Raw genomic sequence first — 14,254 nt, 5'->3', positions numbered from 1 at the left:
GGGCCGCGGGGAACGCCCGAGCGGCCACGCGGGACGCTCGGGGCCGCGCGGGGCGTTCGGCCGCTACGCGGGGCGTTCGGCGGGGACGGGGGCGGGCGGCGACTGCCGCGTGAGCAGGCGGATCCCGGGGGCGCCGCTGAGCGCGACGACGGCGGCCAGGACGGCCGGGATGATCAGGGCGACCGGCAGCGACTCCGTGGCCTCGGCCACGTACCCGAGGACCGCCGGGCCGAGCAGCAGCCCGCTGTAGCCGAAGGCCGTCACCATGGCCAGCGCGCGCCCCACCGGGCCGCCCGCCGCGCCGACCGCGCTGAACAGCACCGGCACGACCGTGGCCAGCCCCACGCCCGCCAGCGCCCAGCCGGTCCACGCGCACACCACGCGCAGCGGCCCGCCGAGCGCCGGGGCGGCGAGCACCAGGACGTACCCGAGGGTGGCGAAGCCGCCGGCGAGCTGGATCGTGCGCACCGAGCCCAGCCTGGCCCTGATCGGGTCGCCGAGCAGGCGGACGGTCGTCATCGCGACCGAGAAGATCGTGTAGGCCAGCGGCGCGTCGGCCGGGTCGGTGTGCAGCACCCAGCGGGCGTGCAGGGCGGCCCAGTCGATGGCCGCGCCCTCGCTCAGGTGCCCGGCGAAGGCCGCCACCCCGAGCAGCGCGATCAGCGCCCACTTCAGCGTGCCGGCGCCCTCGCCGCCGTCGGCCTGCTCGCCGGCCTGCCGGGCGGCGTCGGGCAGCAGCAGGCGGCAGGCCAGCAGGTACAGGAACGGGACGACGACCGCCCCCGCCACCAGCAGCGCCTGCGGGTCGACCGACGCCCGCAGCGCCAGGGACGTCAGCACGCCCCCGGCCGCCCCGCCCAGGCTCCACGTGCCGTGGAAGGCCGAGATGACGGGCCGGCCGTAGACCCGCTCGACCTCGACGGAGTGGGCGTTGATGGCGACCTCGACCACCCCCAGCCCCATCCCGAACGCCAGCGCGAGCGCCATCAGCGGCCCGTACGAGGGGGCCAGCGCGGGCCCGAGGAGCAGCACGGCCGACAGCGGCCCGCCGATCCAGGACACCCGCCGGCTGGACCACCTGTCCACCAGCCGCCCGGCCACCAGCATCGACACCAGCGCGCCGCCGGAGATCAGCAACAGGACGGTGCCCAGCCTGGCGGCGCCGAGGCCGAGGCGGTCGTTCAACGAGGGCAGGCCGGCCGCCCACAGACCCATCACGAATCCGCTCAGGGAGAAGAGACCGAAGACTCCGACACGTGCCCGTCTGGCATCAATGAGGCTTTTGTTCACGCCTAGAGCATAAGCTGGGAGCTGTGAAAAGTGCTACGACGAGCGGCGAACTTCGCGCGCACAACCGGGTCAGGCTGCTGCGCGCGGTGCACGACTGCGCGGCGACCCGTACCAGGTCGCAGCTCACCCGCGACCTCAACCTGGCCAGGGGCACGGCGTCGGTGCTGGTCGCCGGCCTGGCCGAGGACGCCCTGCTGCACGAGGAGCCCGCCGCCGAGCCGGCCGCCGGGCACCCCAGGGGACGGCCCACCCAGGTGCCCGGCCCCCACCCGCTGGGCCCGCTGGCCCTGGCCGCCGACGTGCGCGAGGACGCCTGGGAGCTGGCGGCGTGCGAGCTGGGCGGACGGGTGAGCGTGCTGGAGGTCCAGCCGCACGACGGCACCCCGGAGGGCGCCCTGGCCTCGCTCGGCCAGGCGGTGGCCGACCACCTGTCGCGGCGGGTGGTCGGCCTCGGGGTGGCCCTCGCCGGCCCGGTCCGGCACGACGGGCTGGTGGACATCGCCCACCTGGGCTGGCGGTCGGTGGACGTGCCCCGCCTGCTGGGCCTCGCCTGGCGACCGGCCGGCCCGGACCCGGTCCTGGTGGGCAACGACACGGGCCTGGCCGCCCTGGCCGAGGCCCGGCGCGGACGGCTGCGCGGCGTGCGGGTGGGCCTGCACCTGCACGTGGACTTCGACCTCGGCGGCGTCCTCGTCGTGGACGGCCGGCCGCTGGACGGCGCGAGCGGCCCCGGCGCCGAGTTCGGCCACATGCCGCTGGGCTGCGGCGACCGGCCGTGCGCGTGCGGCGCGACCGGCTGCTGGGGCCAGGAGGTGGGCGCGAACGCGCTGCTGCGCCACGTGGGCCTGGCCCACGGCGGCGGCCGGGGCCGCGCGCAGGCGGAGGAGGTGCTGGCAAGCAGCCCGGAGGCGGTCGAGGCCGGGGCCCGCGCGCTCGGCCGGGGCATCGCCGCCCTGGTCAACGCGCACGACCCCGAGGTCGTCACGCTCTCCGGGCACGGCGTCGCGCTGCTGGAGCGCGCGGGCGAGGCCCTGACGGACTCCTGCCGGCCCGCGCTGATGGCCATCCGGCGGGAGCGTCCGCCCCGGATCGAGGCCGCCGCGCTGGGTTGGCGCGCGGCCCTGCTGGGGGCCATGGAGTCGGTGTTCGACGCCTTCCTGACCCCCGAAGGGCTGGAGAGATGGCGCGAAAGGGGCCCCGACCAGGGCGCCGACACGCCCGGATCACGAAATGTGACGCATTCCACCCTCAAGAGGAAAATCTTGCAATAACTTCCGGCGGCACGAGCCCCGACCAGGCGATCTTGCGCCCTCCTCCCCCGGCGCTGTACGGATGGAAGGGCCCGGCGCGCTCATGATCATCGACGGGGGTGTGAACGCGTGGATCTCGAACTCGCGCTCCGCATGACCGAGGCCGCTCTGAAGCAGGCCGTCCGGGAGGGCGCGCTGGTCTCGGTGGCGGTCGTGGACGCGGGCGGACATCTGGTGTCTTTCCAGCGTATGGCGGGTGCGGAGATCGCCGGGCCGGTGCTCGCGCCGGGCAAGGCGTACACGTCGGTGGCCCTTCGCGCGGCCACCGCGGACCTCGCTCCGCTGGTGGCGCCGGGCGGCGAGCTCTTCGGTCTGACTGGTGACAGATTCGTCTGTTTCGGGGGTGGCATCCCCCTCTGGGCGGACAACGGCGAAGGGGAGCGGGTGGCCGGCGGCGTGGGGGTCAGCGGCGGCACGATCAGCCAGGACGTGGCGTGCGCCGAAGCGGCCGCCCTGGTGTGGCGGACTCGTTGAGCGGGCGCTTTCCGCAACACGAACCGCTGGTATCCGCCATGATTAGCCACTGCACCACGGGAAACAGTTTCCCGAACCCAACTCCCCGAGGAGAGAACGAGATGGCACTTCCCACTCTCACCCCCGAGCAGCGTCAGGCGGCTCTGGCGAAGGCGGCCGAGGCCCGCGCGGCCCGCACGGCCCTGCTCGCCAAGGTCAAGGCGGGCGAGCTGACCTTCGCCCAGCTCCTGGAGCGCGACGACGACATCGCCAAGAAGATCAAGGTGTCCCAGGCCCTGCGCGCCGTCAAGGGCGTCGGCCCGGCCAAGGCCACCGCGCTGATGGAGGAGGCCGGCGTCGACGAGAAGCGCCGTCTCGGCGGCCTCGGCGCCCAGCAGCGCAAGAAGCTGGTCGACGCGCTCGGCTAGGACCGGGCGGCCGGGTCCGCGCGCCACGTCGCGCGGACCGGCCGGCGACCCCTCGTAGGGCCAGGAGGGGCCGGAGAGCGGCGCACGCTCCACGGCGGGCCCGGCCGAGGGGTCAACCTCAGGCGGTCGATGTCAGGCTGAGGTCAGGACCTCAGGTAGGCCAGCACGGCGAGCACGCGGCGATGCTGGTCGCTGTCGTCGGCGTAGAGGCCCAGCTTGTTGAAGATGCTCCTGATGTGCTTCTCCACGGCGCCGTCGCTGATGACGAGCTGCCGCCCGATGGCCGGGTTGGACTTGCCCTCGGCCATCAGCCCGAGCACCTCGCGCTCGCGCGGCGTGAGCTGCGCCAGCGGGTCGTCCTTGCGTCTGCGGACCATCAACTGGGACACCACCTGCGGATCGAACACGGTGCCTCCCGCCGCCACCCGCCGCAGGCCCTCCAGGAACTCGTCGACGTCGACGACCCGGTCCTTGAGCAGGTAGCCCACCGCGCCACGGGCGTCGGCGAGCAGGTCGTCGGCGTAGGAGACCTCGACGTACTGCGACAGGATGAGCACCGGGGCGCCGGACACCCGGCGCCGGGCCTCGACCGCCGCCCGCAGCCCCTCGTCGGTGAACGACGGCGGCATGCGCACGTCGACCACCGACACGTCGGGTCTGTGCTCGACGATCGCCTCCACGAGGGCGTCGCCGTCCCCCACGGTGGCGACCACCTCGCAGCCGAACTCCTCCAGCAGCCTGACCAGGCCCTCCCTGATCAGAACCGCGTCATCGGCCACGACTACGCGCACGGCACCTCCGCCACGATCACCGTCGGCCCGCCGTCCGGCGACCTGACGGTGAGCTCCCCGTCGACGGCCCGGAGCCGGTCGGCCAGACCGGCCAGGCCGTGTCCCTTGGCGACGTGTGCGCCGCCCACACCATCATCCCCGATCGTGAGCATGAGGACGTCACCGATGCGGAGCAGCTGAACCGTGCAGATGGTCGCGCGGCTGTGTTTGGCCACGTTGGTCAGGGTTTCCGCGCAGACGAAGTAGATCGCGTTCTCGGTCGCCGCCTGGAAGCGGCCCACGATCTGCACGTCGAGGTCGACCGGCACCGTGCAGCGCCCGGCGAGGGCGGCCAGCGCGGGCGCGAGGCCGCGGTCGGACAGGATGGGCGGCGCGATGCCGCGCGACAGGGCCCGCAGCTCGTCGAGCGTCTCGCGGGTGGCGCTGATCGCCGAGCTGATCGTGGCCGAGGCGGCCTCGGGGTCCTTGGCGAGCTGCCGCTGAGCCCTGGACAGCTCCATGGCCAGGGAGACCAGGCGCTGCTGCGGGCCGTCGTGGATGTCGCGCTCCAGCTTGCGCAGCGCGTTGGCCTCGGCCGACACGGCCGCCGCCCGGCCCTCGGCCAGGTCGTCGATGCGCTCCTGCAACTCGGCGACGCCGGTCAGCAGCGCCCGGCCGAGCCCGGCCCTGACCAGCGCGGCCCCGCGCACCATGAACGGCATGACGAACGTGAAGACCAGGCCGAGCGAGACGTAGAAGATCGTGTTCACCAGGTAGCCGGAGCCCAGCCCGAGCAGCTCGGGCAGCTCCGCGTTGCCGGGGATGCGCGAGGTGACCAGGCCGTAGAGCGGATAGGTCAGCCCGAGGACGGGGATCGCCCAGAACACCACGGTCAGCACGAACGCCAGGATGGCGAACGGGAAGTTCAGGATGCCGTGCAGCAGGTCGAGCCACGACTGGCCGTTGGTCAGCGGGTTGACGATGCGGCGGAAGCGGCCCGCCCCCTCGGGCGCCGGACGGTAGCGCGGCCGCACCGGCGGGCGCTTGAGCACGTCGGAGAGCCAGCCGCGCTCGGCGTCGGCGAAGCCCCTCGCGACCAGGAGCGTGCCGGCCAGCAGCGGCACGCCGATCCACACGACCGCGGTGCCGACGCCGGCGGCGAAACCGGCGACCATGGTCACGAAGCCGATGACGGCCGTCGGGAAACCGACCAGCGTGTAGCGGGTGTCGAGAAGGACACGCCTCATCAGGGAGCGCATGCAATGAAGGCTAAGTCCCCCGGCGCAGCGGTACGAGCAGGTACGCAGGCGTCCGGGGGTAGGGCTGGCCCTACCCCCCATGGTGGTGTGATCTTGACCTGAAGACGGCGGCCCGCGGCAGTGTGCTCAGGCGTCCGGGACGGAAGCCTTGAGTCATCCGCTCCCCCGCTCGAAACGAGGCTCCCCCATGACCGTCCTGCTCGATCGTCCCGCCCCGGTACGGGCGCCGCGCGCGACGGCCAGGGACCCGTTCATCGACCTGCTGCGCGTGCTCGGCATGGCGCTCATCGTGCTCCAGCACTGGACGATCCCCGTCCTGTCCTACGAGGGCGGCCGCCTGACCACGGGCAACGCGCTGTCCACGCCGGGGGTGTGGGTGGTGACGTGGCTCAGCCAGGTCATGCCGCTGGTGTTCTTCGCCGGCGGCGCGGCCAACGCGATCAGCCGCGGCCGGTCGGTCAAGAGCGACCAGGAGTGGCTGGCCGGGCGGTTGCGCAGGCTGGCCTGGCCGTTGCTGCCGCTGGCGGCGGTGTGGATCCCGCTGCCCCACGTGCTGCTCACGCTGGGGGTGCCGGAGCAGCCGCTGGCGGTGGGCGCCAAGCTGACCGGGCAGCTGCTGTGGTTCCTGGCCGTGTACCTGATCGCGGTCACGGTCACGCCGTACGCGCTGCGCCTGCACCGCAGGTTCGGCGTGCTGGTCCCCGTCGCGCTGGCGGCCGGGGCGGTGCTGACGGACGTCGTGCGCTTCTCGACCGGCCTGGAGGCGGCCGGGTACGTGAACATCGTCTTCGTGTGGCTGGCCGTCCACCAGATCGGCTTCTTCTACGCCGAGGGCCGGGTGCGGCTGCCCGCGTTGCTGGCGGCCGGCGGGTTCGGCGTGGCGGCGCTGCTGGTCGGGTTCGGCCCCTACCCCGGCAGCATGATCGGCCTGCCCGGCGCCGAGGTGTCCAACATGGCCCCGCCCACGCTGGCCATCATGGCCGTCGGCATCGGCCAGATCGGCCTGGCCGTGCTGCTGCGCCCCTGGCTGGTCCGGCTGCCCCTGCGCCGCGTCCTGGACTGGGCCGGCCCGCGCATCATGACGGTCTACCTGTGGCACATGCCCGCGCTGTTCGCCGTGACCGGCGTGGTCGTGGTCCTGCTGGGCGTGGAGACGCCGGAGCCGGGCAGCCTGTTCTGGTTCGCCGGCTGGCCGGTGTGGTTCGGGATGTTGTGCCTGGTCATGTGGGGGCTGGTGCGGGCGTTCGCGAGGTTCGAGACGCCGCCGTCGCTGCCGTACGGGACGGCCGGCCGCGGGGTCATGCTGGGGGCGGCGGGGCTGGTCGGGGCCGGGATCCTGACGCTGACCGTGGGCGGCTTCGTGCCGGGCGGCGGGCCGTTCCTGGCGGTGCTCGCGGTGCTCGGCGGCCTGCTGCTGACCGCGCCGAAGACCCGCGCGTAACATCGGCGAAACGCGTCCCGGCCACAATCGGGCGGCATGACGACGATCCGCGACCTGACCGAGGCCGATGTGCCCGCCGTGACCGCCATCTACGCCCACTACGTGACCGGCGGCGTGGCCACGTTCGACGAGACGCCGCCGGGGGCCGGCGAGTGGCGGGCCAAGGCGGCGGCGCTCACGGCGGCGGGGCTGCCGTTCCTGGTCGCCGAGGACGACGCCGCGGACGACGGCGCGGTCACCGGCCCGGTCACCGGCCCGGTCATCGGCTACGCCTACCTCAGCCAGTACCGGCCCAAGCCCGCCTACCGGCACAGCCTGGAGGTCTCGATCTACCTGGCGCCCGGCGCCACCGGCCGCGGGCTCGGCCGCCTGCTGCTGGGCGAGCTGATCCGGCGGGCGTCGGCGACCGACGCCCGCTCGCTGATCGCGGTGATCGCCGACGGCGGCGCCCCCGCCTCGGTGCGGCTGCACGCCGCCTTCGGGTTCCAGGAGGCGGGACGGCTGAGCAACGTGGGGTTCAAGCACGGCCGCTGGATCGACACCGTGCTGATGCAACTCGACCTCCGGTAGGGGTCGCGGGTTCGACCACCCGGCAAACTTCGGCAGGATAGATACGTGAGCCTTCTCGTTGACCGCCTGCCGGAAGACATCGACGCCGACCCCGACGTCATATTCGACGCGTTCGTCGCCTGGAACGCCGAACGGGGGCTCACGCTCTATCCCGCCCAGGAGGAGGCCCTCATCGAGGTCGTCTCCGGCAGCAACCTGATCCTGGCCACGCCGACCGGCTCGGGCAAGTCGCTGGTCGCCGCCGGGGCCCACTTCGCCGCGCTGACCCGTGACATGCGCACGTTCTACACCGCGCCGATCAAGGCGCTGGTGTCGGAGAAGTTCTTCGACCTGTGCGCCGTCTTCGGCACCGCCAACGTCGGCATGATGACCGGCGACGCCAGCGTCAACCCGGGCGCGCCCATCATCTGCTGCACGGCCGAGATCCTGGCCAACGTGGCCCTGCGCGACGGCGCGGCGGCCGACATCGGCCAGGTCGTGATGGACGAGTTCCACTTCTACGCCGAGCCCGACCGCGGGTGGGCCTGGCAGGTGCCGCTGCTGGAGCTGCCCAACGTGCAGTTCGTGCTGATGTCGGCCACGCTCGGCGACGTGTCGATGTTCGAGCGCGACCTGACCAGGCGCACCGGGCGGCCCACGGCGGTGGTCAAGCACGCCGAGCGGCCGGTGCCGCTGGTGTACTCCTACCGGATGACACCGCTGCACGAGACGCTGGAGGAGATGCTCACCACCGGGCAGGCCCCCGTCTACGTCGTGCACTTCACGCAGGCCGCGGCCATGGAGCGGGCCCAGGCGCTCATGTCGATCAACATGGCGACCAAGGCCGAGAAGGAGGCCATCGCCGCGATGATCGGCGGCTTCCGGTTCACCACCCGGTTCGGCCGGGCGCTGTCGCGGCTGGTCAAGCACGGCATCGGCGTCCACCACGCCGGCATGCTGCCCAAATACCGGCGGCTGGTGGAGCGGCTGGCCCAGGCGGGGCTGCTGAAGGTCATCTGCGGCACCGACACGCTCGGCGTCGGCGTCAACGTGCCCATCCGCACGGTCCTGTTCACCGCCCTGTCCAAGTACGACGGCAACAAGGTCCGCCGGCTGCGCGCCCGCGAGTTCCACCAGATCGCCGGGCGGGCCGGGCGGGCGGGCTTCGACACCATCGGCTACGTCGCCTGCCAGGCCCCCGAGCACGACATCGAGAACGCCAAGGCCCTTGCCAAGATCGGCGACGACCCCAAGCGGCGGCGCGGCTACGCGCGCAAGAAGCCGCCGGAGGGGTTCGTCGGCTGGAGCGAGGAGACGTTCGAGAAGTTGCAGCAGGCCGAGCCCGAGCCGCTCAACTCCCGCTTCAAGGTGAGCAACGCGATGCTGCTGGCCGTGATCAACCGGCCGGGCGACTGCTTCCAGGCGATGAGACACCTGCTCACCGACAACCACGAAGACCGCAAGTGGCAGCGGCGGCACATCAGCCAGGCCATCGCCATCTACCGGTCGCTGCTGGCCGGCGGCATCGTCGAGCAGTTCGCCGAGCCCGACGAGCAGGGCCGGCGGGCCCGGCTGACGATCGAGCTGCAGGAGGACTTCGCGCTCAACCAGGCGCTGTCCACGTTCGCGCTGGCCGCCTTCGACCTGCTCGACCGCGAGTCGCCCTCGTACGCGCTGGACATGGTCTCGATCGTCGAGTCCATCCTCGACGACCCCCGCCAGATCCTGTCGGCGCAGCTGAAGAAGGCGCGCGGCGAGGCGGTCGCCCAGATGAAGGCCGACGGCATGGAGTACGAGGAGCGCATGGAGGCGCTCGCCGAGGTCATGTACCCGATGCCGCTCGACGACCTGCTGCTCGGGGCGTACGAGACCTACCGGCGCGGCCACCCGTGGGTCGGCGACTACACGGTCAGCCCGAAGTCGGTGGTGCGCGACATGTTCGAGCGCGCGATGACGTTCGGCGAGTACATCCAGTTCTACGAGCTGGCCCGCTCCGAGGGCACGGTGCTGCGCTACCTGGCCGACGCCTACCGCACGCTGTCGCGCACGGTCCCCGAGCACCTGAAGACCGAGGACCTGGTCGATCTGATCGAGTGGCTGGGCGAGCTGGTCCGGCAGGTCGACTCCTCGCTGATCGACGAGTGGGAGAAGCTGACCAACCCCGAGGAGGCGCTGGAGCGCCAGGCGCAGCTGGAGACCAAGGTGCGGCCGGTCACGGCCAACCCGCGGGCCTTCCGGGTGCTGGTGCGCAACGCCATGTTCCGGCTGGTCGAGCTGTGCGCCATCGAGAAGGAGGACGAGCTGGAGGAGCTGGCCCCCGACGTCGACTGGGGCGCGGCGCTCGACGCGTACTACGCCGACCACGAGGAGATCTTCACCGACGCCGACGCGCGCGGGCCCGCGCTGCTGCGGATCGAGGAGGAGAGCGGCCTGTGGCGGGTGCGCCAGACGATCAAGGACCCGGCCGGCGACGGCGACTGGGGCATCGACGCCCAGGTCGACCTGACCTCCTCCGACGAGGAGGGCCGGGCCGTGCTGCACGTGCTCGGCCTCAACCGGCTCTGAGCGGCTGCGGAAAGAGAACAAGCCGTGTGCCGGAACGGACTGGCAAGGGCGTTCCGGCACCGGCTTGTCGCTTCATTGTCGGACGGCGAAAGTAGGCGTCCGGTCATGGCGACGTCTCAAGATCGAGACATTCAGCACTCCGCGAGCGTGCAGATCTTGGCGAGCATCGTGCCCGCGTCCTTCCGCTGCCGGCTGAAGTCGGCCTGGGCGGGCTTGCCCCACTCGCCGCCGGCCGTGTAGACGATCAGGGCGTTGGCGCGACGGGTCACGACGGCCCGCTCGCCGCCGACGGCCGGCTTGCCGTGGTCGTAGGCCTGGCCGGTGACCAGCAGGCCCTCGTCGCCGAGCGCGATCTTGGATGCGCCGTACCGGTACGCCGCGGTGCCGCAGGCCCGTACGGCCGCCCTGAGGTCGCCGACCGCCTTGCCCGCCGCCTCCGGCGAGGAGTAGAGGATCACCTGCTCGGACTTGGAGTAGTCGGGCACCGACGTGTAGACGATCGTCCTGGCCGCCGTGCGGCCGGCCTGGCCCAGCCCCGCCTTCTGGCACGGGTTCACGACGAGCTGGGCGTTCTTCCTGCCCGACACCGTCCAGCTGTGCTCGGGGTTGGGGTCCTTCTTGGCGGCGTCCTTCTCGTACAGCAGGAAGTTGCCCGGGATGGCCAGGCCGACGGCGACGAACAGTGCTGCGATCATGGGACAAAATGGTAGGGGTGAGCGACGAAGACCTCAGACGCGTGCTCGGGTTGCTCTGCCAGGACGACACCCTGCGCGCACTCGCGTCCCTGGTGCTCGGTGGCACCGGCGACCTGCCCCCCAAGGCGCTCGACCGCCTGGCCAGCGGCGGCCTGGCCGAACGCGACGACGACGGCAAGTGGCGGGCCCGGCCGGAGCGCTTCCGCGAGCTGCTGCGGGAGCGGGCCGAGCCCCCCGCCGAGCTGAGCGCCGAGGAGCGGGTGCTGCGCACGTTCCTGGTCGACGGCCGGCTGACCACCATGGGCATGCGCCGCGACAAGCGGCTGATCGTGCTGCGTTACGTCTCGCGGGTGTTCGAGCCGGGCGTGCGCTACCCCGAGGCCGACGTCAACGTGGCTCTGCGGGCCTTCCACGACGACTTCGCGGCGCTGCGCCGCTACCTGGTGGACGAGGGGCTGCTGTCCAGGGAGGGCAACGTCTACTGGCGCAGCGGCGGCCCGGTCGAGGTCTGAGCCGGTCGAGGTCTGAGCCGGGCTGGGCTGACGGGGGTCAGGGGCGGCGCAGGCGGGCGCGGTAGTCGCGGGGCGGCAGGCCGTACTCGCGCCTGAAGGCGCGGCTGAAGTGGAACGGGCTGACGAACCCCGAGGCGGCGGCCACCTGGCCGACGTCCAGGTCGGTCACCTCCAGCAGGCTCGCGGCGTGCCGCACCCGCGCCCGGCGCACGGCGCCCATCGGGGCCAGGCCGGTCTCGGCCGCGAACAGGTGCGCGAACCTGGACGGCGACAACGCCACCGCGCGGGCCAGCGAGGCGACCGAGTGCTGGGCCCCGGGCTCGGCGGCGATGAGGTCGAGCACCCGGCGCACCCGCTCGTCCCCGCCCTCGGCCCCCGGGGCGGGAACGGCCCCCGCCGAGGCCGTGGCCAGCACCAGCACCTCCTCCACCGCCCCGAGCACCAGCTCCCGGGCGGGACTGGCCATGACGACCGCCGGCGCGGGCGACGGCCGCCCGGCAGGCGCGGGCGACGGCGGCAGCCCGGCGGGGGCGGTGTGGCCGGGGATCCAGCGGGCGTCCTGGAACGCGCGGTCGAAGGCCCGGTCGACGCGGTCGCGCACCCCGACGGGCACCCCCTCGACCAAGTGACAGCCGGTGGCCAGGGCGTACGGCGCGAGCCAGGTCGTCCAGGACGGGCGCGGCTGGAAGTGCACCCACCAGAACCGCCATCTCCCCGCCCCCGGCGCGACCCGGTAACGCTGCGCCGAGCCCGGCCCGAGCACCGCCAGGTCCCCCTCCCGCACGGTGAACGCCGCCCCCGCCTGCTCGACCCGCCCCTCCCCCGCCTGGGTCCACAGCAGCAGCCAGCTCGGCGAACCGTGGGGGCGGCGGGTGCCGTACCCGGCCGGCTTGTCGTAGTGGCCGACGATCATCAGCTCGGCAGCAGGAACAGACAGGTTCTCAGCGGTCACGGTCATACCGTCCCACGCGCCGGGTCCCTACGGTGAAGGGCATGAGGCTGAACGACTTCCACGACCGGGGGTACGTGCTCGTCCCCGCGCTGCTGGCTCCCGAGGAGGTGGCCGAGCTGCGCGAGGAGTTCATGGCCCTGCACGCCGCCGGCCCGATACCCGGGCATTTCTCGCCCGTCCCCCAGGAGCCGGGCGCGCCCTACGACGCCCTGCGCGACTACCCCCGGATCATGCACCCCCACCAGGTGAACGACGTCGCCCTGCGCTACCTGCTCGACGCCCGCTTCGCCGCGATCCTGCGCGAGCTGCTGGGCGAGGAGCCGATAGCAGCCCAGAGCATGTTCTACTTCAAGCCGCCGGGCGCCCGCGGGCAGGCGCTGCACCAGGACAACTTCTACCTGCGCGTCGAGCCGGGCACGTGCGTGGCCGCCTGGGTGGCGCTGGACCGCGTCGACCGCGCCAACGGCGGCCTGGAGGTGGTCCCCGGCACCCATCTGATGGACCTGTTCTGCCCGGAGGAGGCCGACCAGGACCTCTCCTTCACCCGCGAGTACGTCCCGCCCCCGCCGGGCCTGGAGCGGGTGCCCGTGGACATGCAGCCCGGCGACGTGCTCTTCTTCAACGGCAGCCTGGTGCACGGGTCGGAGCCGAACAGCACGGCCGACCGGTTCAGGCGCAGCTTCATCTGCCACTACACCGGCCGCTCGGCCGAGCGCATCTCGTCCTGGTACGAGACGCTGACGATGGACGGCGAGCGCGTGCTGCTGGAGCCGTCGGCCGGCGGCGGCCCCTGCGGCACCGAGGCCACCGGCCCCCACTGACCGCCCCACCAGGAACCGGTCCGTCAGCCGCCGGATATGTCCGACTCAGCCTCGTCCGGGACCACGCAGTCCCACGGGTCGTCGAGCCACCCGTCAGGCAGTTGCACCTTCTGACGCTCGCCCGACTTGCCGCGAGGGGTGTCGGTGTTCGGCGGCCACGGCTGGTCGTGGTCGAGCTTGGCCAGCCCCTCCCGGAGCCCGTCGAGCGATTCGGCCGTGGCCAGCTCCCGCCGCAGCGCGCTCCCGACCTCGAACCCCTTGAGGTACCACCCGACGTGCTTGCGGAAGTCCGCGATCGCGTACCGCTCGGTGTCGAAGCACTCGGTGAGGCCGGCCGCGTGGCGTTCCATCGTCCCGGCCACCTCGCCGAGCGTCGGCCGGACCCGCTCGGGGCTGCCGTTGAACGCGTTCTCCAGGTCCTTGAACAGCCACGGACGCCCGAGGCAGCCGCGCCCCACCACGACGCCGTCGCAGCCGGTGCGCGCCACCATGCGCAACGCGTCGTCGGCCGACCAGATGTCGCCGTTGCCCAGCACCGGGATCTCGGGCACGGCCTCCTTCAGGCGCGCGATCGCCGCCCAGTCGGCCACGCCGCCGTAGTGCTGCTTCGCCGTGCGGGCGTGCAGGGCGATCGCCGCGACGCCCTCCTCGGCCGCGATGCGGCCGGCGTCGAGGTAGGTCAGGTGGTCGTCGTCGATGCCCTTGCGCATCTTCATCGTCACCGGCAGCGCCCCCGCGTTCGCCACCGCCGCCCGCAGGATCCGCCGCAGCAGGTTCCTCTTGTACGGCAGCGCCGACCCGCCCCCACGCCTGGTCACCTTGGGCACCGGGCAGCCGAAGTTGAGATCGACGTGGTCGGCGAGGTCCTCCTCGGCGATCATCCGGACCGCCCGCCCGACGATGTCGGGGTCGACGCCGTAGAGCTGCAGGCTCCTCGGCCGCTCCGACTCGGCGAACCTGATCATCCTGAGCGTCTTGGGATTGCGCTCGACCAGCGCCCGCGTCGTGATCATCTCGCACACGAACAGCCCGGCGCCCTGTTCCCGGCACAACACCCGGAACGGCGCGTTCGTGATGCCCGCCATGGGCGCCAGCACCACGGGCGGCCATGCCCCAATCGGCCCAATCTTCACTCCGTCAGTTGTAGCGCAGCTCAGGCCGGAAGCGGTATTCGCCTATAGGCTGTGGACGGCATCACCAGGGAGGGAT

14 protein-coding genes are annotated in these 14,254 nt (G+C 72.8%); 8 read left to right on the top strand and 6 right to left on the bottom strand.

Annotation, left to right across the window (positions count from 1 at the left end):
* Positions 1-63: 63 nt before the first annotated feature.
* Positions 64-1,290, bottom strand: a complete 1,227-nt coding sequence (locus AB0C33_RS09905) for an MFS transporter (protein ID WP_358285525.1) — start codon at positions 1,288-1,290, stop codon at positions 64-66.
* Between the two features lie 23 nt (positions 1,291-1,313).
* Between AB0C33_RS09905 and AB0C33_RS09900 the strand changes: the two genes are divergently transcribed.
* The 3 genes from AB0C33_RS09900 (at position 1,314) to mihF (ending at position 3,481) form a co-directional block, all read left to right on the top strand.
* Complete coding sequence (locus tag AB0C33_RS09900; protein WP_358285522.1) at positions 1,314-2,561, top strand: ROK family protein; 1,248 nt, start codon at positions 1,314-1,316, stop codon at positions 2,559-2,561.
* Positions 2,562-2,669: 108 nt separating this feature from the next.
* Positions 2,670-3,074: a heme-binding protein gene (locus AB0C33_RS09895; RefSeq protein WP_358285520.1), complete on the top strand. Its 405-nt coding sequence runs from the start codon at positions 2,670-2,672 to the stop codon at positions 3,072-3,074.
* Positions 3,075-3,175: 101 nt separating this feature from the next.
* Positions 3,176-3,481 (top strand): integration host factor, actinobacterial type, encoded by a 306-nt coding sequence (gene mihF, locus AB0C33_RS09890; RefSeq protein WP_043641121.1) that lies wholly within the window; start codon positions 3,176-3,178, stop codon positions 3,479-3,481.
* Between the two features lie 143 nt (positions 3,482-3,624).
* On the opposite strand, the gene AB0C33_RS09885 is transcribed toward mihF, so the two are convergent.
* Together AB0C33_RS09885 and AB0C33_RS09880 are read right to left on the bottom strand one after the other, a co-directional pair.
* Entirely contained in the window at positions 3,625-4,272 is a 648-nt protein-coding gene (locus AB0C33_RS09885) for a response regulator transcription factor (protein WP_358285518.1), read from the bottom strand.
* Entirely contained in the window at positions 4,263-5,510 is a 1,248-nt protein-coding gene (locus tag AB0C33_RS09880; RefSeq protein WP_358285516.1) for a sensor domain-containing protein, read from the bottom strand. Before AB0C33_RS09880 ends, AB0C33_RS09885 begins: the two co-directional genes overlap by 10 nt.
* A 187-nt stretch (positions 5,511-5,697) precedes the next feature.
* Between AB0C33_RS09880 and AB0C33_RS09875 the strand changes: the two genes are divergently transcribed.
* The 3 genes from AB0C33_RS09875 to AB0C33_RS09865 are packed head-to-tail and all read left to right on the top strand — an operon-like array spanning position 5,698 to position 10,065.
* Positions 5,698-6,951 carry an acyltransferase gene (locus tag AB0C33_RS09875; protein ID WP_358285514.1) on the top strand — a complete coding sequence of 418 codons (1,254 nt, stop codon included), beginning with the start codon at positions 5,698-5,700 and terminating at the stop codon, positions 6,949-6,951.
* A 36-nt stretch (positions 6,952-6,987) separates the two neighbouring features.
* Positions 6,988-7,521, top strand: a complete 534-nt coding sequence (locus AB0C33_RS09870; RefSeq protein WP_358285512.1) for an N-acetyltransferase family protein — start codon at positions 6,988-6,990, stop codon at positions 7,519-7,521.
* A 45-nt stretch (positions 7,522-7,566) separates the two neighbouring features.
* A complete protein-coding gene (locus AB0C33_RS09865) occupies positions 7,567-10,065 on the top strand; it encodes a DUF3516 domain-containing protein (protein ID WP_358285510.1) in 2,499 nt (832 codons plus the stop codon).
* A gap of 131 nt (positions 10,066-10,196) precedes the next feature.
* On the opposite strand, the gene AB0C33_RS09860 is transcribed toward AB0C33_RS09865, so the two are convergent.
* Positions 10,197-10,760 (bottom strand): hypothetical protein, encoded by a 564-nt coding sequence (locus tag AB0C33_RS09860; RefSeq protein ID WP_358285508.1) that lies wholly within the window; start codon positions 10,758-10,760, stop codon positions 10,197-10,199.
* An 8-nt stretch (positions 10,761-10,768) separates the two neighbouring features.
* Between AB0C33_RS09860 and AB0C33_RS09855 the strand changes: the two genes are divergently transcribed.
* Positions 10,769-11,272, top strand: coding sequence for a DUF2087 domain-containing protein (locus AB0C33_RS09855; RefSeq protein ID WP_358285507.1), 504 nt, complete (start codon positions 10,769-10,771; stop codon positions 11,270-11,272).
* A 37-nt stretch (positions 11,273-11,309) separates the two neighbouring features.
* On the opposite strand, the gene AB0C33_RS09850 is transcribed toward AB0C33_RS09855, so the two are convergent.
* Positions 11,310-12,224 (bottom strand): helix-turn-helix domain-containing protein, encoded by a 915-nt coding sequence (locus AB0C33_RS09850; RefSeq protein WP_358285505.1) that lies wholly within the window; start codon positions 12,222-12,224, stop codon positions 11,310-11,312.
* Positions 12,225-12,265: 41 nt separating this feature from the next.
* Between AB0C33_RS09850 and AB0C33_RS09845 the strand changes: the two genes are divergently transcribed.
* Positions 12,266-13,045, top strand: coding sequence for a phytanoyl-CoA dioxygenase family protein (locus tag AB0C33_RS09845; protein ID WP_358285503.1), 780 nt, complete (start codon positions 12,266-12,268; stop codon positions 13,043-13,045).
* A 23-nt stretch (positions 13,046-13,068) separates the two neighbouring features.
* Here the strand turns inward: AB0C33_RS09845 and dusB are convergent, their stop codons facing one another.
* A complete protein-coding gene (gene dusB, locus AB0C33_RS09840; RefSeq protein ID WP_352325166.1) occupies positions 13,069-14,178 on the bottom strand; it encodes a tRNA dihydrouridine synthase DusB in 1,110 nt (369 codons plus the stop codon).
* Between the last annotated feature and the right edge of the window lie 76 nt (positions 14,179-14,254).

Origin of the sequence: Nonomuraea sp. NPDC048881, assembly GCF_040649795.1 — a bacterium.
Taxonomy (GTDB): domain Bacteria; phylum Actinomycetota; class Actinomycetes; order Streptosporangiales; family Streptosporangiaceae; genus Nonomuraea.
The sequence above is the reverse complement of the archived record's forward strand: the minus strand, read 5'-3'. Positions and strand labels throughout refer to the sequence as shown.